We start from the raw sequence: 23,992 nt of genomic DNA on the forward strand, positions 1-23,992 counted from the left end.
CACTCTGTGAGTGATTCACCACAGAACGCAGTCACCGCAGGTCGGAAGGTAAGCAGTCGTGACAGACCTCATCGCTCGAGCCCTCGAACCGCTCCTCCGCGTCCTGTTCCCTCCACGCGGACGGCGACGGCGATCCCCGGCACCGCCCCCGTGCCCGTACTGCCGCGCACAGGAACGTCCGTTGCACGGAGAGGACAACCGACTGGTCCGTCCCTACCTGGCGGCGGAAGTGAGCGCGTGATGGCCGGGCGGCTGCTGCCTTGGACGACTGTCGACGGGAGGCCGTGCTACCTCGTGGGCGACGGGGCCGGATACGTCTCACGCTTGGCCGACGACATCGAAGCCGTACAGCTGGACATGGCGGACGGTCTTCTCGGCCACGCCGCCGCACTCCTCGCGGAACGCCGCGTGACGAGCGCGGAGCTGCGCTATCTGGCCCTGCGGCTCACCGAGTCCCTGCGGGACGTCAAGCGGGTGGCGGAGAGCAGAGGGGCACGGTGTGCCCCGTCGCCATGACTCTGACCGAGGATCGGAGTCACTCTTCGGACTGCCGCTCGTGCCGGTGGGTGCCGCGGGCCAGTTCCTGGAGCAGCTCGTGCTCGGTCTTTCCGGTATCCCGGGCCATCTTGCGCAGCAACAGCGCGCAGAGGGCCGCCGCCCCGTCCATAAGGGCCTCGTTCGCCATGGGGTCCTCGCGCCGTCGCTCTGTCACGTAGGCCGTCAGCAGGTCGTTGCCGGAGACGTAGGCGGTCATGAACTCGATGCCGTTACGCAGACGGTCGTAGTCGCTGGTCATGGTCGAACCGTCCCACATGAGCGAAGCGATCGAGTCATCGCGGGGTGCTGCGGCGGGCATAGGCCCGCGCCGCCCGGGCGCGGTCGCCGCAGCGGGTGGAGCACCACTGGCGGCGGCCGTGGCGGAGCACGTAGCGGTTGCAGGGCGGGGAGCCGCAGGCGGTGAGGCGCTCGGCGTCGGGGGACGTGAGCAGGTCCGCGGCATCGGCGGCGAGGGTGGCCAGGGCGAGGTCGACGATCGCGGTGGTGGGGTGGGGGGCCGTGCGGTAGGGGCCGGTCTTGTCGTCCCAGCGCAGCAGCGGGGCCGTGGGGACCCGGGTCATCGCGTCGTTGACGGCCGCCACGGCCGCGGGGAGGGCGGGCAGGCCTTCGGCTCGGGCGGCGAACAGCGATCTGATCTGTTCGCGCAGGGAGCGCAGTTGGGTCGCGCACATCTCCCGCATGCCGGCGTCGACCGGGGCGAGACCGCGCTGGGTCAGCCAGTGGTTCGTCTGCGCGGGGGTGCCCAGGAGATCGACCGTGTGCCCGCCGGGCAGCGCGATCGCGCTGTTGACGAGGGCGAGCGAGGGGTGCTCCTCCTCGCCCTGCGCGGGCGGCGGGGCGGGCTGGTCGATCACGGGCTCCTGCATACCTCTCATGGTACGGCTTGCCTGTATCCGTGAGAAGCAGCTACGGTCGTCTCACGGTTCGAACGCATCTATCCGTGAGGTTTCCTTCATGTCTGCGCTTCCCGCGACGACCACCCCCTTCCCTGTCCGCGTCTTCGGCGGCCCGACCGCCCTCTTCGAGTACGGCGGCCTGCGCTTCCTGACCGACCCGACCTTCGACGGCCCCGGTGACTTCCCCGCGCCCGCCGTGGTCCTGACGAAGACCGCCCCCTCCGCCGCCTCGCCCGCCGAACTGGGCCCCGTCGACGTGGTGCTCCTCTCCCACGACGAGCACGCCGACAACCTCGACACCTCCGGCCGGGCCCTGCTCGCCGACGTCCCGCTCACCCTCACCACCCCCGGGGGCGGACAGCGCCTCGGCGCGAAGGCCACGGGCCTGGCCGACTGGCAGTCCGTCGAGCTCGACCGCCCCGACGGCGGCACGGTCACCGTCACGGGCGTCCCCGCCATCCACGGCCCCGGCCCCCGCGAGGAGGTCGAGCCGATCTGCGGCGAGGTCGTCGGCTTCGTCCTGACCGGCGAGGGCCTGCCCACCGTCTACGTCAGCGGCGACAACGCCTCACTGGACGCGGTGAAGGAGGTCGCCGAGCGCTTCGCCCCGGTGGACACCGCCATCCTTTTCGCCGGCGCACCGCGCTTCGCCGACGTCTTCGACGGAAAGGTCATCGTCCTGGACAGCGCCATGGCCGCCGAGGCCACGCGGATCCTCGGCGCCCGCCGGGTCGTCCCCGTCCACTACGACAGCTGGGCCCACTTCACCGAGGGCCGCGACGAGTTGGAGGCCGCTTTCACCGCCGCCGGGCTCGCCGACCGGCTGGACTGGAGCAAGGACGCCTGACCTGCCGTCACTTCCTCCAGAACAGGTGATGGACCACCCCACTGGGGCTCGGCACCACATCGCAGTGGAAGCGGTCGAACAGTTCCTCGGGGGACTCCCAGAGCCGTGAGCCGGACCCGATGACCACGTCGGGCGAGACCGCCACGTGCAGCGTGTCCACCAGGTCGGCGTCGAGGAACTCCCGGACGGTGGCCGCCCCGCCGCCGAGCCGGACATCCTTGCCGCCGGCCGCCTCGCGCGCCTGCTCCAGGACGTCGGCCGGATCGCCGCCGACGAAGTGGAACGTGGTGTCGGACAGCGTGAACGAGGGGCGCTCGTGGTGGGTCATGACGAACACCGGCGTATGGAACGGCGGCTCGTCGCCCCACCAGCCCCGCCACTCGTGGTCCTGCCACGGCCCGCGATGGGGGCTGAACTTGTTGCGGCCCATGATCTCGGCGCCGATGTTGTTGGCGAAGTCGCGCGTCAAGTAGTCGTCGAGACCGCGGCTCCCGCCGGGGTCGGTGCGGTTGGGCCAGCTCGCCGTGGCGCCGGCCCAGGCGAACATCTGTCCCGGGTCGGCGTGACCGAACGGGCGCTCCAAGCTCTGGTGCTCTCCGGCACCGAACCCGTCGCTCGAGACGTTGAAGTTCTGCACTCGCAGTAGCTGGTGGGGCACGGCGTTCCTCCTGTGGTCGACGAGGGGTGGACCGCCCGGGCCGGCGAAACTCATCGGCGGCCCGGCGGTTTCCTTCGCTCATCGGTGGTCCGTCGGCTCTCTCGGCAAACGGGTGGTCCGCGGCTCTCTCGGCTCACCGGTGGTCCATCGGCTCTCTCAGCTCACCGAAGGCGCGTCGGCCCCCTCTGCTCACCGAAGGCCCGAGTGCCTCCGGCTGTTCGACGGTCCCTCGGCTTCCTCGGCTCACCGGCCCGTCAAGGGTTCCGCTCACCGGCCCGTCAGGGGTTCCCGCTCACCGGCCCGTCGGGGGTCCCTCCGGCCACACCGGCCCGTCCGGCTCCCGCAACTCACCGTCCAGACCGCTCCCCCGCCTCACCCGCCCTGCGCGGCCACGTGCTCGATCACCTGCTGGAAGTCCTCACTCGGGGAGAACTCCACGAACTCGCTGTCCTCCAGGGCGAACGGGACGTGACCGGGGCCCCAGTAGTACGCCTGGCCCGCCTCGTACTCCTCCTCGCCGGAGGCCGTGCGCATCCTGATCCGGCCCTTCAGCAGATAGCCCCAGTGGGGGCACTGGCACGCGTCGTCGGGCAGACCCTTGAGGGCCGGGCCCATGTCCGTGCCCTGGGGCAGGCTGATGTAGCCCACCGACATGCCGCCCCCGATCGGCATGAGGCGCAGTTCCACGCCGTCGCCCTCGAGTGCGACGGGTACGTCGTTCCGGGTCGCCGCCGTCATGACTCCTCCGCTCCGGCCCGGGTTGGGCCTCGCGACAACGGACCTCTCCTTCCACCCTGAACCGCCGCCGAGCCGCCCGCGACATCACGATCCGGTCAAGAGCTGCCCTCGGGGTCTTGATTTACCGGCGTGTAATCGATTCCATCCACCCGTCGATGTAATCGATTCCACGAGCGCTTCAGCAAGTGCTCCCACGACTGATCCACAAGGAGGTGGAGCGGCGGTGGCCAGCATCAAGGACGTCGCTGCCGAGGCGGGCGTATCGGTCGCCACGGTCTCGCGCGTCCTGAACGACCACCCGTCGGTCAGCGCCGACGCGCGCACGCGCGTCCTGGCCGCCGTCGAGTCCCTGGGCTACCGCCCGAACGCCGTCGCCCGCTCCCTGCGCACCGACCAGACCCACACCCTCGGCCTGGTCATCAGCGACGTGATGAACCCCTACTTCACCGAGCTGGCCCGCTCCGTCGAGGAGGAGGCCCGCGCGCTCGGCTACAGCGTCATCATCGGCAACGCCGACGAGCGGCCCGACCTCCAGGACCACCACGTACGCAACCTGCTGGACCGGCGGATCGACGGGCTGCTCGTCTCCCCGACGGACGGCGGTTCGCCGCTGATGCTGGACGCCGCGCGGGCGGGAACGCCCATGGTGTTCGTGGACCGGTGGATCCCGGGCGTGGACGTGCCGGTGGTCCGGGCGGACGGCCGGGCCGCCGTGCGGGACCTCGTGGCGCATCTCTACGGGCTCGGGCACCGGCGGGTCGCGATCATCGCGGGCCCGGCGGCGACCACGACCGGACGCGAACGCGTGGAGGCCTTCCGGGAGGCCCTCCAGGAGTACGGGCTCGGCCTGCCCGACGCCTACATAGGGCAGGGCGACTTCCAGGCCGAGAGCGGGCGCCGGGTCACCGAGGGGTTCCTCGACCTGGCCGAGCCGCCCGAGGTCGTGTTCGCGGCCGACAACCTGATGGCGCTCGGCGCTCTGGACGCCGTACGCGCGCGTGGCCTGCGCGTGCCGGACGACATCGCGCTGGCCGCGTTCGACGACATCCCGTGGTTCGTGCACACCGATCCGCCGATCACCGCGATCGCCCAGCCGACCGGCGAGCTGGGGCGGGCCGCCGTGCGCGCGCTGGCCGACCGGATCGAGGGGCGGCCCGGCGAGTCCGTCACCCTCCCCGCCCGGCTCGTCGCACGCCGCTCGTGCGGCGAGCCGTATCCGGCCTCCCCGGAGCCGGACTCTGCACAGGCCCCCGCTGTGCAGCCCCCCGCTGAGAACAGGAGCCACACGTGAGCAACGCGGACGAGTTGCTGCGCATCGAGGGCATACGGAAGACCTTCCCGGGTGTGGTCGCGCTGGACGGCGTGGACTTCGACCTGCGCCGGGGCGAGGTGCACGTGCTGCTCGGTGAGAACGGCGCGGGCAAGAGCACCCTCATCAAGATGCTCTCCGGCGCCTACACGCCCGACGCCGGGAGGATCCTGGTCGGCGGCGAGGAGGTGCGCATCCACGGTGCGCAGGACTCCGAGCGGCTCGGGATCGCCACCATCTACCAGGAGTTCAACCTCGTTCCGGATCTGACGGTCGCCGAGAACATCTTCCTGGGGAGGCAGCCGCGCCGGTTCGGGGTGATCGACCGGAAGCGGATGGAGGCCGACGCCGAGGTCCTCCTCGCACGCGTGGGCGTGAAGGTGTCGCCACGCGCGCGTGTCCGCGAACTCGGTATCGCCCGCCTCCAGATGGTCGAGATCGCCAAGGCGCTCAGCCTCGACGCGCGCGTGCTCATCATGGACGAGCCGACCGCCGTGCTCACCTCCGAGGAGGTCGACAAGCTCTTCGCGATCGTGCGCACGCTGCGCGAGGACGGCGTCGGGATCGTGTTCATCACGCATCACCTGGAGGAGATCGCCGCACTCGGTGACCGGGTGACGGTCATCCGGGACGGCAGGAGCGTCGGGCAGGTGCCCGCCGCCACGCCCGAGGACGAGCTCGTCCGGCTCATGGTGGGACGCTCGATCGAACAGCAGTATCCGCGCGAGCGGGCCGATCGCGGCGCCGCGTTGCTGTCCGTCGAGGGACTCACCCGCGACGGCGTCTTCCACGACGTCAGCTTCGAGGTGCACGCCGGCGAGGTCGTCGGCATCGCCGGACTGGTCGGCGCCGGCCGTACGGAGGTCGTACGGGCCGTGTTCGGGGCGGACCCCTACGACAAGGGGGCCGTGAAGGTCGCCGGTTCGGCCGTCCTCAAGTACGACGTCAACGCGGCGATGACCGCGGGCATCGGGCTCATCCCCGAGGACCGCAAGGGCCAGGGCCTGGTGCTGGACGCGTCGGTCGAGGAGAACCTCGGCCTGGTGACGCTGCGCTCGGCCACCCGGGCGGGGCTCGTCGACCTCAAGGGGCAGCGCGAGGCCGCCGAGCGGATCGCGGGGCAGCTCGGGGTACGGATGGCCGGACTCGGCCAGCACGTGCGCACGCTCTCCGGCGGCAACCAGCAGAAGGTCGTCATCGGCAAGTGGCTGCTCGCCGACACCAAGGTGCTGATCCTCGACGAGCCGACGCGCGGCATCGACGTCGGCGCCAAGGTCGAGATCTACCAGCTCGTCAACGAACTCACCGCCGCCGGTGCCGCCGTCCTGATGATCTCCAGTGATCTGCCCGAGGTGCTCGGCATGAGCGACCGGGTGCTGGTCATGGCGCAGGGCCGGATCGCCGGCGAGCTCTCCGCCGACGAGGCGACCCAGGACACCGTGATGGCACTCGCCGTCAGCACTCCGACGACCACGACCCCGATCACGACCACCAGCGGAACGGAGGCCTCCCGTGGCCACTGACACGCTCAAGAGCACGACGGGCGCGGGTGGCGCCTCCGGCGGCCTGCGCCGTCTCCTGCTCGACAACGGCGCGCTCACCGCGCTCATCGTCCTCGTCGTCGCGATGTCGGCACTGTCGGGCGACTTCCTGACGACGGACAACCTCCTGAACGTCGGCATCCAGGCGGCCGTCACCGCCATCCTCGCCTTCGGCGTCACCTTCGTGATCGTCTCGGCGGGCATCGACCTGTCGGTCGGCTCGGTCGCCGCGCTCTCGGCCACGGTCCTCGCGTGGAGCGCCACCTCGGCGGGCGTCCCCGTGTTCCTCGCCGTCCTGCTGGCCATAGCGACGGGCATCGTCTGCGGCCTGGTCAACGGCGTCCTGATCTCCTACGGCAAGCTGCCGCCGTTCATCGCGACGCTCGCGATGCTGTCCGCGGCCCGCGGCCTGTCCCTCGTCATCTCCGAGGGCACCCCGATCGCCTTCCCCGACTCCGTCTCCCGCCTCGGGGACACGCTCGGCGGCTGGCTGCCGGTGCCGTTGCTCGTCATGGTCGTGATGGGCCTGATCGCCGCGTTCGTGCTCGGCCGGACGTACATCGGCCGCTCGATGTACGCGATCGGCGGCAACGAGGAGGCCGCGCGGCTGTCCGGCCTGCGCGTGAAGAAGCAGAAGCTCGCGATCTACGCCTTCTCGGGCGTCTTCGCCGCCGTCGCCGGTGTCGTCCTCGCCGCCCGCCTTTCCTCCGCGCAGCCGCAGGCCGCCGACGGCTACGAGCTGGACGCGATCGCCGCGGTCGTCATCGGCGGGGCGTCCCTGGCCGGCGGCACGGGCAAGGCGTCCGGCACGCTGATCGGCGCGCTGATCCTGGCCGTGCTGCGCAACGGGCTGAACCTGCTGAACGTGTCAGCGTTCTGGCAGCAGGTCGTCATCGGTGTCGTCATCGCGCTGGCCGTGCTGCTCGACACCGCGCGCCGCAAGGCCGGGGTGACCCCGGTCGCGGGCGGCGCGGGCGGCGGCAAGGGCAAGCAGGCGACGACCTACGCGCTCGCGGCCGTCGTCACCGTCGCGATCGTCGGCGCCACGTCCTTCCTGCACAACGGCTCCTCCTCCGCGAGCGCCCCGAAGATGGGCCTGTCGCTGTCCACCCTCAACAACCCCTTCTTCGTGCAGATCCGGGCGGGCGCGCAGGCCGAGGCGAAGAAGCTGGGCGTGGACCTGACCGTCACGGACGCGCAGAACGACGCCTCCCAGCAGGCCAACCAGCTCCAGAACTTCACCAGTTCCGGACTCGGCGCGATCATAGTCAACCCGGTCGACTCGGACGCGGCGAGCAACTCGGTGCAGGCAGCCGACCAGGCGAAGATCCCGGTCATCGCCGTCGACCGCGTCGTCAACGACGCGAAGACGGCCACCCTGGTCGCCTCCGACAACGTCGCCGGCGGTGAACTCGCCGCGAAGAGCATCGCCGACAAGCTGGGCGGCAAGGGCAAGATCGTGATCCTCCAGGGCCAGGCGGGCACCTCCGCCGCCCGCGAGCGCGCCCAGGGCTTCGCGAACGGCCTGAAGGCCTACCCGGGCATCCGGGTCGTGGCCCAGCAGCCCGCGGACTTCGACCGCACCAAGGGCCTCGACGTGATGTCGAACCTGCTCCAGGCCCACCCGGACGTCCAGGGCGTCATCGCCGCGAACGACGAGATGGCGCTCGGCGCGATCAAGGCGCTGGGCTCCAAGGCCGGCAAGTCGGTCTCGGTGGTCGGCTTCGACGGCACGCCTGACGGACTGAAGGCGGTCGAGGGCGGCACGCTGTACGCGTCCGTGGCGCAGCAGCCGTCCGAGCTCGGGAAGATCGCCGTGGACAACGCGCTGAAGGCACTTCAGGGCAAGAAGGTCGAGGAGACGGTGAAGGTGCCGGTGAAGGTGGTCACGAAGGAGAACGTGGCCGGCTTCAGCGGCTGACATCGGGGAACGGCGGGCGGTCACCCACGCTGGTGGGGCCGCCCGCCCATGTCACTCATGTGGGGAGACGACTCATGTACGACTACGACCTCCTGGTCGTGGGGTCGGCCAACGCCGACCTGGTGATCGGTGTCGAGCGCCGGCCCGGTGCCGGCGAGACCGTGCTCGGCTCCGACCTGGCCGTCCACCCGGGCGGCAAGGGCGCGAACCAGGCGGTCGCGGCCGCCCGGCTCGGGGCACGTACGGCTCTGCTGGCCCGGGTCGGCGACGACGCGTACGGCCGGCTGCTGCTCGACTCGCAGCGCTCGGCCGGCGTGGACACGGTGGGCGTCCTGGTGGGCGGCGCGCCGACCGGGGTCGCGCTGATCACGGTCGACCCGTCCGGGGACAACAGCATCGTGGTCTCGCCGGGCGCCAACGGCCGGCTGGCCCCGGAGGACGTCAGCGCCGCCGGGAGCCTCTTCCACGCCTCCCGGGTGGTCTCGGCGCAGCTGGAGATCCCGCTGGAGACGGTGGTGGAGGTCGTACGGAACCTGGCGCCGGAGAGCCGCTTCGTGCTGAACCCCTCGCCGCCGCGCCCCCTTCCGCGGGAGGTGCTGGCGGCGTGCGACCCGCTGATCGTCAACGAGCACGAGGCGAAGGTGATCCTGGGTTCGGCCGCCGTGGGGGACAGCCCGGAGGACTGGGCGCGGATCCTGCTCGCGAAGGGCCCGCGGTCGGTGGTCGTGACGCTGGGCGGGGAGGGCGCGCTGGTCGCCTCGGCGGAGGGTGTCTCCCGGGTGCCGTCCGTGAAGGTGAGCGCCGTGGACACGACCGGCGCGGGTGACGCGTTCACCGCCGCGCTGGCCTTCCGGCTGGGGGCCGGTGAGTCCCTCGTGGAGGCGGCCGCGTACGCGGCGCGGGTCGGGGCGGTGACCGTGACGAGGGAGGGCGCGCAGGCGTCCTTCCCGACGGCTGCGGAGGTCGCCGGGCTGTGAAGCGGAACGGAATACTGAACCGTCATCTCGCCGGTGCGGTGGCCGAGCTGGGCCACGGGGACGGGGTGCTGGTGTGCGACGCGGGCATGCCCATTCCCGACGGCCCCCGGGTGGTGGACCTCGCCTTCCGGGCCGGGGTGCCGTCGTTCGCCGAGGTGCTGGAGGGGCTGCTGGCCGAGCTGGTGGTCGAGGGGGCGACGGCGGCGACGGAGGTGCGGGAAGCGAACCAGGAGGCTTCGGACCTCCTGGACGGGCACTTCCCGTCGCTGGACCTGGTGTCGCACGAGCGGCTCAAGGAGCTGTCGGCCGGGGCCCGGCTGGTGGTCCGCACGGGCGAGGCACGGCCGTACGCGAACGTGCTGCTGAGGTGCGGCGTCTTCTTCTGACGGCTGTCTTCCTTCGGACGGCTGTCTTCTTCCGGCGGCTCCGGGCGGCTGAGCCAGTGCCCGGAACGGCTTCGAGGGGGCCCGTCTGTCGACCGGGCCCCCTCGGCTTTCCCCTCCCGTCAGAACCCCCGCGATCCCCCCAGATCCCCCTCCAGAAAGTCCTGACGCCATGTACGACCCGCGTAGGGCAGAAAGGGTTGCACGGTCAGGTAAGAATTTCTTGCCGGATTCTTGCCGGACAGCTTGCCCCCTGGACCGTCACGGGGTGCGGAAGCCCCGGAACGTCACGTGCTTGCGGCTGGTGAAGCCGAGTCGTTCGTAGAGGGCGATCGCCTCGGTGTTCGTCTCGGCCACGTGCAGGAAGGGGCGTCGGTCGTGAGCCAGGATGCGGGTGACGAGGGCGGTGACCAGGCGGATGGCGTGGCCTCGCCCGCGTGCCTCGGGGGCGGTGCAGACGGCGCTGATCTCGGTCCATCCCGGAGGGCGGAGGCGCTCGCCCGCCATGGCCACCAGCGTGCCTCCGTCGCGGACGCCGAGGTAGGTGCCGAGGTCCCGGGTCCGCGGCCAGAACGGCCCGGGTCGGGTTCGTGCGGCCAGGTCGAGCATCTCGGGCACATCGGCCTCGCCCAGTTCGACCACGTCGGTGCCGGTCGCGGCGGCATGGGCCTCATCGGGCCGGCGGTCGGCGGGCCAGAACATCTGGCGGCCTTCGAGGACGAAAACCGGCTCCCAGTCCGGCGGTGGGGTCGCCGGGCAGCTGAACATGTCGGCGAACGCGTCCCGGCCGAGGAGCCGTGCGAGATCGGCCCAGTCCGCCCCGTCCGCCTCGGCGGGTACCGCCGAGAAGGTCGCGACCTCCGGCAGGTAGGTGGCGGCCCGGCCGGCCCGGCGGCCGAGATCCGCATGGCGGCCGCGCAGCGACTCGCCCACCGGGTCGTCGAGTGCAGTGGTGTCACCGCTGTCGCCGTTCGTCATCGTGCTGTGCCTCCCCCTGTGCGCGGCCGGCCGGTGGTTCCCCGTCCTCGGCGAGGGCCGTGGCGGGGTCCTCCCGGGAGCGACCGGTGATGGGCCAGGCTATCTTTCGCCTCGTCACAGGTTCTGGGGCAGGCCCGTCTCGTCGGCGAGGCCGGCTCGGTGCTGGAGGCCCTGTGCGACAACCTCCGCTCCGTCGAGGACCTCACCGGCGTCCACGCCACCGCCGACCTGTTCCGTGTGATCCGACCTCACCGGGAGGGCGCCGGCGCCCCGCGCCCCGTCACGCCGAGTCGTTCAGCAGCCGGTTCAGATGCTCGTGGCCCGCCTTCAGCAGGCCGGGCAGTTCGGGAGCCGACTCGTACCAGCGCTTCTCGTACTCCCAGCACAGCCAGCCGTCCCAGCCGTGCCGGGAGAGGACCTCCACGCACTCGGCCAGCGGCAGGACGCCGGCGCCGAGCGGCAGGGGGGTGGTGTCCTCGGCGGAGGCGATGTCCTTGACCTGGACGTAGCCGAGGTGCGGGGAGAGCGCCGCGTAGGTCTCCGAGGGCTGTTCGCCGCCCAGCCAGGTGTGCATCACGTCCCACAGCGCGCCCACCTGGCGGTGGCCGACCAGCCCGAGGACGCGCATCGCGTCGGCGGCGGTGCGGTGCGAGTCGTGCGTCTCCAGGAGGATGCGCACGCCCAGGTCGTTCGCGTACTCGGCGGCCGTGCCCAGCCGCCGGGCGGCCGTGGCGTCGGCCTCCTCGGGGGTCTGGACGTCCAGGTCGCCGCCGGGGAAGACCCGGATGTACGGGGCGCCGAGGTCGCGGGCCAGGTCGAGGAGGGAGCGGATCTCGGCCAGGACGGGTTCGTCGTCGCCCGGCGCGGCGACGCGCGCGTAGCCCGCCAGGCCCAGGATCTCTACGCCCGACCCCTTGAACTCGGCCGCGGCATCGGCCCGTTCGGCGGGGCCGAGGCCGGGGTGGGCCGGTTCCTCGGGATGGGCGCGCAGTTCCACGCCGTGGTAGCCGTGGGCGGTGGCGAGCCGCAGGACGTCGGGCAGGGGCAGGCCGGGGACACCGAGGGTGGAGAACGCCAGCTTCATGTGGACGGACCCTACCCGGCACCCCCGCCGGCGACTCCCCTTCGTCACTCGGGTGTTGCGAGAAGATCCAGTCGCCAGTCCTGGCCGACCAGGTCCTGGCCGAAGGAGCGGTGCGGTTTCTCCGCGACGAGGACGAAGCCGTGGCGCTGGTAGATGCGGCGGGCCGCGGCGAGAATGTCGTTGGTCCACAGGACCACCTCGCGGTATCCGGCCTCGCGCGCGAAGCCGACCACGGCCCCGACCAGCCGGTCCCCGATGCCCAGGCCACGCGCGTCCGGCTCGACGAGCAGCAGCCGGAGCCGGGCGGCACCCGGCACGTCGTCCCGTACACACATCACGCACCCCACCGGCCGGCCGTCCAGCTCGGCGATCCACGTCCGCTCCAGATGGGGGTCGTGGTCCTCGCCGTACTCGGCGACGATCCGGGCGACCAGGCCCTCGTAGTCGAGGTTGAAGCCGTACTCGGCCGCGTACAGCGCGGCGTTGCGCTGCACGATCCAGCCGAGGTCGCCGGGGGCGGGGTCGCGCAGGACGACGTCCTCGGGACGTGGCGCCAGGCCCTCGCCCAGGATCTCCCGGACGGTCCGCATCGCCTCCGCCAGCCGTGGCCGGTCCTCGGCGCGCACGGTGTCCAGCAGTGCCCCGACCGTCTCGCGCGCCCGCTCGTCGAGGAGCGCGGCTGCCTCCCGGCCGCGCCCGGTGAGGGCGACACTGCGGCGGCGCGGATCCGTCTCGGACGGCCCGCGCTCGACCAGCCCGTCCTCCTCGAACCTGTTCAGGATGCGGCTCAGGTACCCGGCGTCCAGGTGCAGCTGGGCCCGCAGGTCGGCGGCGTCCGTGCGCGGCGCGTGGGCGAGCTCGTAGAGCACGCGGGATTCGGTGAGGGTGTAGGGGGCGTAGAGGTGACGGCCGTAGTCGAGCGCGCCGATCACGTTCGTGTAGAAGCGGTTGAAGGAGCGGATGTCCTGGACGGTCATGGCCACGACCCCCGATGCTTGACTCAGTCAGAGATTCCCGTGGGTCGAGCCTAGACGTCCAGGACCTCCGGGACTAGGGGGTGGCCGGCCGGTAGACGCACACCTGCGCGCCGGTCTTGGCGGTGGTCGTCGAGACCAGCTCCATCGGGCGCTTGCCACCGTCGTCGGGAAAGATCGTCTTGCCGCCGCCCAGCAGCACCGGCATGACGATGAGCTGGAGCTCGTCGACCAGGCCTTCGGACAGGAGCGTGCGCACGAGCGTCGGGCTGCCCATCATCGCGAGGTCGCCGCCCTCGGCCTCACGCAGCTCCCGGATGCGGGCGACGGCCTGGTCGCCGGGGATGAGCGAGGTGTTGTTCCAGGTGAGGTCGGCCTCGCCGAGCGTGCTGGAGACGACGTACTTCTTGAGGGAGTTCATCCGGTCGGCGAACGGGTCCCCGGCCCGCTCGGGCCAGGCGCCCGCCATGGTCTGCCACGTACGCCGCCCGAACAGCAGCGCCTCGGCCCCGGCCAGCCCCGCGTCGAAGGCGCCGCCCAGCACCTCCTCGTCGAAGTACGGATGCGACCACCCGCCGTGCGCGAAGCCGCCGTCGGTGTCCTCCTGCGGCCCGCCCGGGGCCTGCACGACGCCGTCCAGGCTGATGAACTCGGTGATGACGATGCGCATGGGACTCACTCCGCTTTTCTCGTTCGTGCGATGACGGTTTCTTACGATGACGCACTACAGACCTGGGCAGGACGCGAAACTCATCGCCGGTGGGTCCGTACGCCACGTCACGCCCGCGGCGAACACCTCCGCACGGCCGGCAGAGGGGGATTAGCGTCCGGGACATGGTGTCCTCGAAGGCGACGGCCGTATACGACGAACACGCCGACTGGTACAACGAGTTGATGTCACCGACCGGCGGCGGCGACTACATCCGCCGTGTCCACGCCACCCTCAGTGACCTGCTCGGCCCCGGCGACGGGCGCACCTGCCTCGACGTCTGCTGCGGCACCGGCGCCCACGCGTCCGCCGTCGCCGGCCTCGGCTGGACGCCCGTCGGCGTGGACCTCTCCCGCAACCAGCTGCGCCACGCCGCCCACCGCCTGCCCGTGGCCGTCGCCGACGCGACCGCCCTGCCCCTGGCCGACGGCTCGGTGCCCGCCGCGGTGTGCGTCCTGGCCAGCACGGACGTGCCCGACTACCCGGCCGTCCTGCGCGAGATCGCCCGCGTACTGGCCCCGGGCGGCCGCTTCGTGCATCTGGGAGTGCACCCGTGCTTCGTCGGCGCCTTCGCCGACCGCAGGGACGCGTCGAGGACGGTCATCGACTCCCGCTACACCGACCGGTCCCACACCTTCGACTCCTGGAACACCACCGGCGTCCGCGCCCGCCTCGGCGCCTGGCACGTCCCGCTGTCCGACCTGCTCAACGGGGCGGCGGCAGCGGGGCTGCGCATCGAGCGGACTGCGGAGGCGGGGCCGGACGGCGTGCCGGATCTGTTCGGGTTCCTCGGGGTGAAGGCGTAGTTGCCCGTGCGTGCGGACACCCCCCCAGGTCAGGAAACCCGCGGCACCCCGGAAGACCCCCGCACCATCAACTCCCCCCGCACCGAGGCGATCCCCCCGGGCGGCGCCTCCTCCCGCCCCATCGCGATCCGCCCGGCACGCGCTCCGGCCTCCGCCAACGGCAACCGCACGGTCGTCAGCGAAGGCACCGCGTCGATGCTGAACGGCAGGTCGTCGAAACCGGCCACCGACACGTCCTCGGGAATCCGCAGCCCGGAGTCGCGCAGCGCCGCACACGCCCCCAGCGCGACGGAGTCGTTCGCGGCGACGACGGCCGTCAGCGACGGGTCGCGCCGCAGCAGTTCCAGCGTCGCCTCGTAGCCGGACCGCCGGTCGTAGCGCCCGTGCACCGTCCACCGGGGGTCCTCCTCGATGCCGTGCGCGGCGAGCGCGGCCCGGTGCCCCTCCAGCCGGTGCCGGGTCGTCGTCCGTTCCTCCGGGCCCGCGATGTAGCCGAGCCGCCGGTGCCCGAGCCCGATCAGGTGCTCGGTGAGTTCCTGCCCGCCGCCGCGGTTGTCGAAGGTGAGCGCGATCGCCCCGGTCTCCGGCGCCGGCGGGCGTCCGCACAGGACGACCCGCGTCCCGGCGTCGGTCAGCTTCCGCACCTTGGTGTCCATCGCCGCCTGGTGCGCCGCGTCCTCGATCGCCCCGCCGGTCAGCACCACGGCCGCCGCCCGCTGCCGCTGCAACAGCGTGAGATAGGTCAGCTCCCGCTCGGGAGAGCCGCCGGTGTTGCAGACCACCGCGAGTCTCTCCCCGCCCGCGCGGCCGCCCGGCCCGCCGATCTCGGCCTGGATCGCACTCGCCATGATTCCGAAGAACGGGTCGGCGATGTCGTTCACCAGGATCCCGACCAGGTCGGAGGTGGCGGCGGCCAGGGCGCTCGCGGGCCCGTTGAGCACGTAGTCCAGCTCGTCCACGGCCTTCAGCACCCGCTCCCGGGTGGAGGCGGCCACGGGGTAGTTCCCGTTCAGCACGCGCGACACCGTCGCGGGCGAGACCTGCGCGCGGGCCGCCACGTCCGCCAGGGTCACCGTCATCTCGTCGTCCTCCGGTCGCGCATCTCGTCGTCCGCCCTCGTCGCCCTCGTACACATACAGACCTGTGACCTTGGTTCCGACAGAACCGAGGCCCCTGTTCCGACGGACCTGTGGCCTTGGTTCCGAGCAGACCTTAAGCCCCCGGCCCCGGGTTGTTCGCCCCCTCGAACAACTCGTCCTGGTCACGGTCTTGTCCGGACCGCGGTTCAGAGGCTAGCTTCTTCATGTATAGAAAGCGCTTGCTGTAACGCTCACCAGTCCACCGGCGGCCCACCGGTCCGCCAGTGACGGGTGAGGCGTACGCGGCGCGACGACCGCGTACGAAGGGAACGACGTGACACGCAAGACGGTGCGTATCGCCATGAACGGCGTGACCGGGCGCATGGGCTACCGCCAGCACCTGGTCCGCTCCATCCTCGCCCTCCGTGAGCAGGGCGGCCTCGACCTCGGCGACGGCACCGTGCTGTGGCCCGAGCCGATCCTGGTCGGCCGCCGTGAGCACGCGCTGAAGACGCTGGCCGAGCGGCACGGGCTGGAGCACGTCTCGACCGACCTGGACGCGGTCCTCGCCGACGAGACGGTGGACATCTACTTCGACTCCCAGGTCACCTCCGCCCGCGAGGAGGCGCTCAAGAAGGCCATCGCGGCCGGCAAGCACATCTACACCGAGAAGCCCACGGCCACCGGCCTCGACGGCGCCCTGGACCTCGCCCGGCTGGCGAACGAGGCCGGCATCAAGCACGGCGTCGTCCAGGACAAGCTCTTCCTCCCCGGCCTGCTCAAGCTGAAGCGCCTCATCGACGGCGGCTTCTTCGGCCGGATCCTGTCCGTGCGCGGCGAGTTCGGCTACTGGGTCTTCGAGGGCGACTGGCAGGCCGCCCAGCGCCCGTCCTGGAACTACCGGGCCGAGGACGGCGGCGGCATCGTCGTCGACATGTTCCCGCACTGGGAGTACGTCCTGCACGAGCTGTTCGGCCGGGTGAAGTCCGTCCAGGCCATCGCCACCACGCACATCCCGCAGCGCTGGGACGAGAACGGCAAGCCCTACGACGCCACCGCCGATGACGCCGCGTACGGCATCTTCGAGCTGGAGGGCGGCGCCATCGCCCAGATCAACTCCAGCTGGGCCGTGCGCGTCAACCGCGACGAGCTCGTCGAGTTCCAGGTGGACGGCACCGAGGGGTCGGCCGTCGCCGGACTGCGCAACTGCCGCGTCCAGCACCGCTCGGCCACGCCCAAGCCGGTCTGGAACCCGGACATCCCCGCCACCGAGGTCTTCCGCGACCAGTGGCAGGAGATCCCGGACAACGCCGAGTTCGACAACGGCTTCAAGGCGCAGTGGGAGCTGTTCCTCAAGCACGTCTACGCCGACGCCCCCTACCACTGGGACCTGCTGGCCGGTGCCCGTGGTGTCCAGCTCGCCGAGCTGGGCCTGAAGTCCTCGGCCGAGGGCCGCCGTATCGACGTCCCGGAGATCCAGCCGTGACCATCCGACTCCCGGACAGCAACGGGGCGTCGCGGACGTACGAGCCGCGCACCGAACCGCTCCTGGTGACGCCCGGCACCCCCTTCACCTCCCGCACGGTCTACTCGGCGGCGCACGTCGTCGCCGACCCGTACGCGGACGTGTCGCCCGACTCGCCCGCCGCCGTCGACTGGTACGCCACCCTGGCCTTCCGCCGTCACCTGTGGTCGCACGGCCTGGGCGTCGCCGAGGCGATGGACACGGCCCAGCGCGGCATGGGCCTGGACTGGGCGGGGGCGGCGGAGCTGATCCGCCGGTCGGCGGCGGAGGCGAAGTCGGTCGGCGGCCTGATCGCCTGCGGTGTGGGCACGGACCAGCTGTCGGCCACCGAGATCGGATACCCGTACAGCCTGGCGGAGATCCGCGCGGCGTACGAGGAGCAGCTCGCGCTCGTCGAGGAGTCGGGCGCGCGGGCGATCCTGATGGCCTCCCGGGCCCTGGCGGCGGTCGCCAAGGGGCCGGAGGACTATCTGGAGGTCTACGGCCACCTGCTCCGCCAGGCGTCCGAGCCGGTGATCCTGCACTGGCTCGGCCCGATGTTCGACCCGGCCCTGGAGGGCTACTGGGGCACGACGGACCTGGACGCCGCCACCCACACCTTCCTGGACGTCATCGCCGCCCACCCGGACAAGGTCGACGGCATCAAGGTCTCGCTGCTGGACGCGCAGCGCGAGATCGACATCCGCCGCCGCCTGCCGCAGGGCGTGCGCTGCTACACGGGCGACGACTTCAACTACCCCGAGCTGATCGCCGGCGACGAACAGGGCTTCAGCCACGCCCTGCTGGGCATCTTCGACCCGCTGGGCCCGCTGGCGGCGCAGGCGGTGCGGGTGCTCGACACGGGCGATGTGAAGGGCTTCCGGGAGCTGCTGGACCCGACGGTCGGGCTGTCCCGGCACCTCTTCCGGACGCCGACCCGCTTCTACAAGACGGGCGTGGTGTTCCTGGCCTGGCTGGCCGGTCACCAGTCCCACTTCACGATGGTCGGCGGCCTCCAGTCGGCCCGCTCGCTCCCGCACTTCGCGAAGGCGTACGAACTCGCGGACGGGCTGGGCCTGTTCCCCGACCCGAAGCTGGCGGAGGAGCGGATGAAGAACCTGCTGAGCGTGTACGGGGTGGACCAGTGAGCACTGCGGAGCTGGAGCGCTTCTCCATCAACCAGATGACGGTCAAACAGCTGTCGATGCCGGACCTGGTGGACGCCTGCGTCCAGTCGGGCATCGGCAACGTCGGCCTGTGGCGCGAGCCGGTCCAGTCGTACGGCCTGGAGGCCACGGCCAAGCTGGTCCGGGACGCGGGCCTGACGGTGACAACGTTGTGCCGGGGCGGCTTCTTCACGGCGATCGACCCGCGGGAGCGTGCGGAGGCCCTGGCCGACAACCGCCGGGCGATCGACGAGGCGGCGACGCTGGGCACCGACACCCTGGTCCTGGTCTCGGGCGGTCTCCCGGCCGGTTCCAAGGACCTGCACGGCGCGCGGGAACGCATCTCGGACGCCCTGTCGGAACTGGGCCCCTACGCGGAGCGGCACGGCGTCCGCCTGGCCATCGAGCCCCTCCACCCGATGTACGCCTCCGACCGCTGCGTGGTGTCGACGCTGGCCCAGGCGCTGGACCTGGCCGAACGTTTCCCGGCGCACCAGGTCGGGGTCACCGTCGACACGTACCACATCTGGTGGGACGACACGGCTCCCGCGCAGATCGCCCGGGCGGGCGCGGGCGGCCGTATCCACACCTTCCAGCTCGCCGACTGGACGACTCCGCTCCCTGAGGGCGTGCTGACCGGCCGTGGCCAGATCGGCGACGGTTCGATCGACATGCAGGAGTGGCAGCGGTACGTGGAGGACGCCGGTTACACCGGTGCCATCGAGGTCGAGTTGTTCAACGACGTGCTGTGGGCGAGGGACGGGCGGGAGGTACTGGCCGAGACGGCGGCGAGGTTCGTCGAGCACACCCTGTGATCCGGCCCTGAAGCGCGCTCGCTGCCCTGCCCCGAAGATCGGGGTGGGGCAGCCGGCCGTCCGCCTCCGCGTGCTCGGCTCACCGGCCCCGTCGGCCCCTGTGTCACCCCGCGTACCGACTTCCGGAAAATCCGGCCCGGGTCGGGAACCCGGCCCGGACTCCCGTCGTCCAATCGCCGGCCGCCGGAGAGTCACCACGGTGCGGTGTCGGCCCTCGCTGCTGGCTGCGATCGCTGACCACCCTCTCCGCCGTACCGCGGCCGGCGGCCCCGCCGCCATCGGCGCGCCCCCCTCCAACCGCGCCGGTGGCGGCCCCCGCGCGGTTAGTGTGCGTTCCCTTGACTGGCAGAAACTTCCCGGTTATTGGTGACCTCCTGGAAGTTTCCTTCAGCGGATCCGAGCGGATCACCTCCGGAAGGAGCGCACGTGCACGACACCGGCACGGGAAGCACGGGAAACACCGCACAGCCCTCCAGACGCGCCGTCCTCGCCGCCACGGCCGGCGCCGCCGGCGCCCTCGCGGCCGCCGGGCCTTCGTACGCGGCCGGCGCCCCCGACGACAAGCGACTCCGCGCCCTCGTCTCGCGCATGACGCTGGAGGAGAAGGTCGGCCAGCTCTTCGTGATGCGGGTGTACGGCCACTCCGCCACCGCCCCCGACCAGGCCGACATCGACGCCAACCTGAAGGAGATCGGGGTCCGTACGGCCGCCGAGCTGGTCGAGAAGTACCGGGTCGGCGGCATCATCTACTTCGCCTGGGCGCACAACACCCGCGAGCCTCACCAGATCGCGGACCTGTCCAACGGCATCCAGCGGGCCTCCCTGGAACTGCCGCGCGGGCTGCCCGTGATCGTCTCCACCGACCAGGAGCACGGGATCGTCGCCCGGGTGGGCAGGCCCGCGACGCTCTTCCCGGGGGCCATGGCCGTCGGCGCGGGCGGGTCGCGGTCCGATGCCCGGGCCCTCGGGCGGATCGCGGGGCGTGAGCTGCGGGCGATGGGCATCCGGCAGGACTACTCCCCCGTCGCCGACGTGAACGTCAACCCGGCCAACCCGGTCATCGGCGTACGGTCCTTCGGCGCCGATCCGCGGGCGGTGGCCGCGCTGGTGGCCGCCGAGGTCGCCGGCTACCAGGGGTCCGGGGTGGCGGCGACCGCCAAGCACTTCCCCGGGCACGGGGACACCAACGTCGACAGCCACACCGGCTTCCCGACCATCACGCACAGCAGGGAGCTGTGGGAGAAGCTGGACGCGCCTCCGTTCCGGGCGGCGATCGCCGCGGGCATCGACTCGATCATGACCGCGCATCTGATGGTCCCGGCCCTGGACGACTCCGGCGACCCGGCCACCCTCTCCCGCCCGATCCTCACCGGCATCCTCCGCGAGCGGCTCGGCTACGACGGGGTCGTGGTCACGGACTCCCTCGGCATGGAGGGCGTGCGGACCAAGTACGGCGACGACCGGGTGCCGGTGCTCGCGCTGAAGGCGGGCGTGGACCAGCTCCTCAACCCGCCGGATCTGGACCTCGCCTGGAACGCGGTCCTGGCAGCCGTGCGGAACGGCGAGCTGACCGAGGCGCGGCTCGACGAATCGGTCCTGCGAGTCCTGCGGCTGAAGACGAAGCTGGGGCTGTTCCGCGCCCCGTACGTCAGTCAGAAGGGTGTCGACCGCGCCGTCGGCACCCGGGCGCACCTGGCGGCGGCCGACCGGATCGCCGAGCGGACGACCACCCTGCTCGTCAACGAGGGGCGGCTGCTGCCGCTGTCCCGGCGCCGGTACCCCAAGGTGCTGGTGGTCGGGGCCGATCCGGCCTCGCCCTCGGGGACGACCGGGCCGCCGACAGGAGTGCTCGCCGCCGCGCTGACCGAACTCGGTTTCACCGCCACCGCCCTGCCGACGGGCACGTCCCCGTCGGCGGCGGTCATCGCCCGGGCGGTCGCGGCGGCTCAGGACGCGGACGCGGTGGTGGCGGCGACGTACAACCTCACGGCGGGCAGCGGGCAGAAGACGCTGGTCGAACAGCTCGCGGCGACGGGACGGCCGGTCGTGGCGGTCGCGACCCGCAATCCGTACGACGTGGCCCACCTGCCCTCCGTCCCGGCGTGTCTCGCGGCCTACTCCTGGACCGACGTCGAACTGCGCGCCGCCGCACGGGTGATCGCGGGACGGGTGGAGCCCCGCGGGAAACTCCCCGTGGCGGTGCGGCGGGCGGATGATCCGGAGCAGGTGCTGTACCCGATCGGGCACGGGCTGACGTACTAGACGTACGCCACGGACCGGGCGCATAGCCCCCAACATGCGCAAACCCTCCCATGTGCCTGGCGTGCGCCCCTGCGGGGGGCCACGCTGGGCTGGGGCTCTTCTGGGGGACGGCAATGCGCGTGAGAAGTTCGGCGGGGGCGCTGTGGGTGCTGCTGGTGCTGCTCGGCGTGCTGCTGACCGGGTGCCAGAGCCCCTCGGCGGGTGTCGCGGAGGACGGCCGACTGGGTGGGTCGGCGTCGGGGACCGCCGATGCCGGGTCGGCTCCGGTGACCCGGCCGTCCGGGTACGGGGCGGTGTTCCTCGCGGTCGACGAGTGCAGTTCGTTCGGCACGACGAGCTTCACCGAGGTGCCGTGCGCCGGTGAGCGGGCGGCGGCCCGGGTCGTGGCGCGGCACGACGGCACGGTCCGGGACGGGCCGCGCTGCCCGGCGACCACGGACTTCGTGCTGCACATCAGCGAGCAGCGGCCCGCGTCCGACGAGGACGGCGACGGGGCGGTGCCGCAGGGCTACGCCTGCATGCGCAACCTCCAGCCGCCGCACCCGGGCGACCCGGGCGGCGGGGGCGGGCCCCGCACCATCGTCGGCGACTGCGTCTACAGCTCCGGCGACGGGCAGGTCCGCGAGACCGCGTGCGACGGGAAGGGCCGGCAGGAGCCGGAGTACAAGGTGACCGAGGCGGTCGCCCGTCGCGCCGACTGCCCGGTCTCGACCGCTCTGTACGTCCGGCTCGGGGGCGACCGGCCCGTGGGGTGCGCCCGGCCGCTGTGAGCAACGGCCGGGCGCGATACGAGCGTTACGGACTCCTACGGGGTCACGGCCGCAGCATCTGCTCGCGGTGCATGTCCCGCTTGTCGAGCTTGGCGTCGAACTTCGCCAGCGGCTTCGCCGCCTGCGGGTCCGCCTGCACCGCGCTGGTGGCGACACCGGCCCAGTCGAGGATGCGGGCGGTGGCGAGCGCCTTCTGCTCGGGCACGAGGCCCGCGACGTTGGCGCCATGGTTCATGCCGGGGGCGGTGAAGACGTAGGAGTCCTTCGCGCCCTTGCCGAGGCGGAACGGCTCCGCGCTCCACGGGTCGTTCTGGCCGTTGACGAAGAGCATGTGGCGGGCGTTGTGGCGGACCCAGGTGTCCACGTCCCGCATCGCCGACGGCTGGAACTTCATCGGGATGTCCCGAGGGACGAAATTGCGCGGCGGCTGGTAGCCGTAGCGGATGTACTGCTTCTCGATGTGCGGGAAGCCGATCGTCGGCGCGCCGAGCTGCGTGCCGGCCTGGTAGTAGTACGGCGTGTAGGTCGTCAGGCCCTGGTCGGCGTAGGCGGAGAAGCCGGAGATCGTGTCGACGGAGTTCCAGATCTCGTCGTCGGTGGCGTTCTTCGCGTCGGCCGGGATCTGGTCGCAGTCCTTCAGCAGGCTGTACTGCCAGAAGCCCCACACGTAGTCGAGGACGGTCGCCTCGAAGGCCTTGTCCAGGCTGCCGATGGTGTTGAAGGTGAGGCCGTTGTCCTGCGCGTAGGCCGCGTACTTCTTCTCCAGCGGCTCGCGGCGCACCAGCGCCTCGCGCTGCACGCCGTTCAGCCGGTCGCGGCACTCCTTGCTGCCGACGCGGGCGAAGAAGCGGTCGTAGGCGGAGTCCTCCTTGTTCACCACGTCGTTGGGGGCGACGTAGGCGACCACGCCGTCCATGTCGCGCGGGTAGAAGCGCTCGTAGTACGTGGCGGTCATGCCGCCCTTCGAGCCGCCCGTGGAGATCCACTTCTTGGCGTAGATGCCCTTCAGCGCCTTGAAGACGCGGTGCTGGTCGCTGGCGGCCTGCCAGATGTCCAGCTTGGACCAGTCGGCCGGGGCTGGGCGGGAGGGGGTGAAGAAGCGGTACTCCAGGGAGACCTGGTTGCCGTCCACGATCTGGGTCGGCTCGCTGCGGCGGGGCGTCGTGGAGACGTTGTAGCCGCTGGTGAAGAAGACCGTCGGGCGCGCGACGTCCTTGTGCAGCACGGTGATGCGCTGCTGGAACGTGCCCTTCGAGGGCTTCCGGTGGTCGACCGGCTGGGTGTAGTTCAGGACGAAGAAGCGGTAGCCGGTGTACGGCTTCTCCTCGACCAGGCTCATGCCCGGTATGGAGAGCAGCCTTTCCTTGATGTCGGTGGTGCCGTCGGTGCCGGTGGCGTCGGCGGCGGTGGCCGCTCCCGCCGTGCCCAGTGTGCCTATGAGCACCGTGAGCGCCAGCAGCCATCTGAGCGCCTTGCGCATGCGCACTCCCCTGTGAGACAGATGTGCGCCGGAAGCTAGCGGACCAACTACCCCCAGCACCAGGGGACATGGGGATAACCCTCTATGCGCCGGGCGTCAGCACAGGATCCAGCCGGAGCTGACCGAGCCCTGCCCCACCCTGCCCTTCAGCCATACGCAGCGGCGCCCGGCGTGCACCATCACCGGTCCGGCGTGGTAGGCGAACCGGCCCTCGTCGACGACCGGGCGGCTGCCGCGCGCCTGCACGCTCACCGACATCTTCCGCTTCACGCCGGGCTTCTTGGTGAGGGTCACGGCGCAGACGTAGCCGCCGCGTTTGTAGACGAGCACGGTTCCGGTGGAGAACGGCAGGGTGCGGACCTTGCGGCCGGGACAGTGGGCGGAGGCGGCCGCCTGCGCCTCGCCCGGCGCCGCCACGGCGAGCAGGCCGGAGGCGGTCAGCACGGCCAGGCCGAGCCCGAGCCGCCGGCGTATCGCTCCACTGTCCACTGTCGTCCTCCCGTACCGCGTCGTGCGCGACCATCGGCGTACAGGTGT

24 protein-coding genes are annotated in these 23,992 nt (G+C 71.7%); 13 read left to right on the forward strand and 11 right to left on the reverse strand.

What is annotated here, in order from left to right:
* Positions 1-324 precede the first annotated feature (324 nt).
* Complete coding sequence (locus ABFX81_RS14730) at positions 325-516, forward strand: hypothetical protein (RefSeq protein WP_346138153.1); 192 nt, start codon at positions 325-327, stop codon at positions 514-516.
* 19 nt (positions 517-535) lie between these two features.
* Here the strand turns inward: ABFX81_RS14730 and ABFX81_RS14735 are convergent, their stop codons facing one another.
* Both ABFX81_RS14735 and ABFX81_RS14740 read right to left on the reverse strand, forming a co-directional pair.
* Positions 536-796: a hypothetical protein gene (locus ABFX81_RS14735; RefSeq protein ID WP_086852363.1), complete on the reverse strand. Its 261-nt coding sequence runs from the start codon at positions 794-796 to the stop codon at positions 536-538.
* Positions 797-830: 34 nt separating this feature from the next.
* A complete protein-coding gene (locus ABFX81_RS14740; RefSeq protein WP_346138154.1) occupies positions 831-1,424 on the reverse strand; it encodes a CGNR zinc finger domain-containing protein in 594 nt (197 codons plus the stop codon).
* Between the two features lie 88 nt (positions 1,425-1,512).
* Here ABFX81_RS14740 and ABFX81_RS14745 point away from each other — a divergent pair, with 88 nt between their 5' ends.
* Positions 1,513-2,301: an MBL fold metallo-hydrolase gene (locus ABFX81_RS14745; protein ID WP_346138155.1), complete on the forward strand. Its 789-nt coding sequence runs from the start codon at positions 1,513-1,515 to the stop codon at positions 2,299-2,301.
* Positions 2,302-2,308: 7 nt separating this feature from the next.
* Here ABFX81_RS14745 and ABFX81_RS14750 read toward each other — a convergent pair whose 3' ends face one another.
* Entirely contained in the window at positions 2,309-2,959 is a 651-nt protein-coding gene (locus ABFX81_RS14750; protein ID WP_086851554.1) for a dihydrofolate reductase family protein, read from the reverse strand.
* 372 nt (positions 2,960-3,331) lie between these two features.
* Positions 3,332-3,697, reverse strand: coding sequence for a cupin domain-containing protein (locus ABFX81_RS14755; RefSeq protein ID WP_086851552.1), 366 nt, complete (start codon positions 3,695-3,697; stop codon positions 3,332-3,334).
* 223 nt (positions 3,698-3,920) lie between these two features.
* On the opposite strand from ABFX81_RS14755, the gene ABFX81_RS14760 reads away from it, so the two are divergent.
* The 5 genes from ABFX81_RS14760 to rbsD all read left to right on the forward strand — a co-directional run bounded on the left by ABFX81_RS14760 (position 3,921) and on the right by rbsD (position 9,831).
* The gene (locus ABFX81_RS14760) at positions 3,921-4,988 is read left to right on the forward strand and encodes a substrate-binding domain-containing protein (protein WP_086851550.1); all 1,068 of its coding nucleotides are present in this window, start codon (positions 3,921-3,923) and stop codon (positions 4,986-4,988) included.
* On the forward strand, positions 4,985-6,529 hold the full coding sequence (locus ABFX81_RS14765; protein WP_086851548.1) for an ATP-binding cassette domain-containing protein: 1,545 nt from the start codon (positions 4,985-4,987) through the stop codon (positions 6,527-6,529). Before ABFX81_RS14760 ends, ABFX81_RS14765 begins: the two co-directional genes overlap by 4 nt.
* On the forward strand, positions 6,519-8,468 hold the full coding sequence (locus ABFX81_RS14770) for a substrate-binding domain-containing protein (RefSeq protein WP_086851545.1): 1,950 nt from the start codon (positions 6,519-6,521) through the stop codon (positions 8,466-8,468). Before ABFX81_RS14765 ends, ABFX81_RS14770 begins: the two co-directional genes overlap by 11 nt.
* Positions 8,469-8,542: 74 nt before the next feature.
* Entirely contained in the window at positions 8,543-9,445 is a 903-nt protein-coding gene (locus tag ABFX81_RS14775; RefSeq protein ID WP_086851543.1) for a PfkB family carbohydrate kinase, read from the forward strand.
* Positions 9,442-9,831, forward strand: a complete 390-nt coding sequence (gene rbsD / locus ABFX81_RS14780; RefSeq protein ID WP_086851540.1) for a D-ribose pyranase — start codon at positions 9,442-9,444, stop codon at positions 9,829-9,831. The genes ABFX81_RS14775 and rbsD overlap by 4 nt, the downstream gene beginning before the upstream one ends.
* A 258-nt stretch (positions 9,832-10,089) precedes the next feature.
* On the opposite strand, the gene ABFX81_RS14785 is transcribed toward rbsD, so the two are convergent.
* The 4 genes from ABFX81_RS14785 to ABFX81_RS14800 all read right to left on the reverse strand — a co-directional run bounded on the left by ABFX81_RS14785 (position 10,090) and on the right by ABFX81_RS14800 (position 13,534).
* A complete protein-coding gene (locus ABFX81_RS14785) occupies positions 10,090-10,806 on the reverse strand; it encodes a GNAT family N-acetyltransferase (RefSeq protein WP_086853925.1) in 717 nt (238 codons plus the stop codon).
* 280 nt (positions 10,807-11,086) lie between these two features.
* Complete coding sequence (locus ABFX81_RS14790) at positions 11,087-11,890, reverse strand: TIM barrel protein (protein ID WP_086853927.1); 804 nt, start codon at positions 11,888-11,890, stop codon at positions 11,087-11,089.
* Between the two features lie 44 nt (positions 11,891-11,934).
* The gene (locus tag ABFX81_RS14795; protein WP_086853929.1) at positions 11,935-12,867 is read right to left on the reverse strand and encodes a GNAT family N-acetyltransferase; all 933 of its coding nucleotides are present in this window, start codon (positions 12,865-12,867) and stop codon (positions 11,935-11,937) included.
* Positions 12,868-12,940: 73 nt separating this feature from the next.
* Positions 12,941-13,534: a dihydrofolate reductase family protein gene (locus ABFX81_RS14800; protein ID WP_086853931.1), complete on the reverse strand. Its 594-nt coding sequence runs from the start codon at positions 13,532-13,534 to the stop codon at positions 12,941-12,943.
* 164 nt (positions 13,535-13,698) lie between these two features.
* Between ABFX81_RS14800 and ABFX81_RS14805 the strand changes: the two genes are divergently transcribed.
* On the forward strand, positions 13,699-14,379 hold the full coding sequence (locus ABFX81_RS14805) for a class I SAM-dependent methyltransferase (RefSeq protein ID WP_346138156.1): 681 nt from the start codon (positions 13,699-13,701) through the stop codon (positions 14,377-14,379).
* 29 nt (positions 14,380-14,408) lie between these two features.
* Here ABFX81_RS14805 and ABFX81_RS14810 read toward each other — a convergent pair whose 3' ends face one another.
* On the reverse strand, positions 14,409-15,458 hold the full coding sequence (locus ABFX81_RS14810; RefSeq protein WP_274816516.1) for a LacI family DNA-binding transcriptional regulator: 1,050 nt from the start codon (positions 15,456-15,458) through the stop codon (positions 14,409-14,411).
* A 334-nt stretch (positions 15,459-15,792) separates the two neighbouring features.
* Here ABFX81_RS14810 and ABFX81_RS14815 point away from each other — a divergent pair, with 334 nt between their 5' ends.
* From ABFX81_RS14815 to ABFX81_RS14835, 5 genes are all read left to right on the forward strand, one after another.
* On the forward strand, positions 15,793-16,944 hold the full coding sequence (locus ABFX81_RS14815; protein ID WP_086846794.1) for a Gfo/Idh/MocA family protein: 1,152 nt from the start codon (positions 15,793-15,795) through the stop codon (positions 16,942-16,944).
* Positions 16,941-18,110, forward strand: a complete 1,170-nt coding sequence (locus ABFX81_RS14820; protein WP_086846792.1) for a DUF993 family protein — start codon at positions 16,941-16,943, stop codon at positions 18,108-18,110. The genes ABFX81_RS14815 and ABFX81_RS14820 overlap by 4 nt, the downstream gene beginning before the upstream one ends.
* Positions 18,107-18,943 (forward strand): TIM barrel protein, encoded by an 837-nt coding sequence (locus ABFX81_RS14825; RefSeq protein WP_086846790.1) that lies wholly within the window; start codon positions 18,107-18,109, stop codon positions 18,941-18,943. The genes ABFX81_RS14820 and ABFX81_RS14825 overlap by 4 nt, the downstream gene beginning before the upstream one ends.
* Before the next feature lie 426 nt (positions 18,944-19,369).
* Positions 19,370-21,205, forward strand: coding sequence for a glycoside hydrolase family 3 N-terminal domain-containing protein (locus ABFX81_RS14830; RefSeq protein WP_086846788.1), 1,836 nt, complete (start codon positions 19,370-19,372; stop codon positions 21,203-21,205).
* Positions 21,206-21,318: 113 nt separating this feature from the next.
* Positions 21,319-21,975: a hypothetical protein gene (locus ABFX81_RS14835; protein WP_346138157.1), complete on the forward strand. Its 657-nt coding sequence runs from the start codon at positions 21,319-21,321 to the stop codon at positions 21,973-21,975.
* Positions 21,976-22,018: 43 nt separating this feature from the next.
* On the opposite strand, the gene ABFX81_RS14840 is transcribed toward ABFX81_RS14835, so the two are convergent.
* Positions 22,019-23,455, reverse strand: coding sequence for a S28 family serine protease (locus tag ABFX81_RS14840; protein WP_346138158.1), 1,437 nt, complete (start codon positions 23,453-23,455; stop codon positions 22,019-22,021).
* A gap of 96 nt (positions 23,456-23,551) precedes the next feature.
* Positions 23,552-23,944 carry a hypothetical protein gene (locus ABFX81_RS14845; RefSeq protein WP_086855339.1) on the reverse strand — a complete coding sequence of 131 codons (393 nt, stop codon included), beginning with the start codon at positions 23,942-23,944 and terminating at the stop codon, positions 23,552-23,554.
* Positions 23,945-23,992 lie beyond the last annotated feature (48 nt).

Origin of the sequence: Streptomyces coeruleofuscus (genome assembly GCF_039532725.1) — a bacterium.
Classification (GTDB): Bacteria; Actinomycetota; Actinomycetes; order Streptomycetales; family Streptomycetaceae; genus Streptomyces; species Streptomyces coeruleofuscus.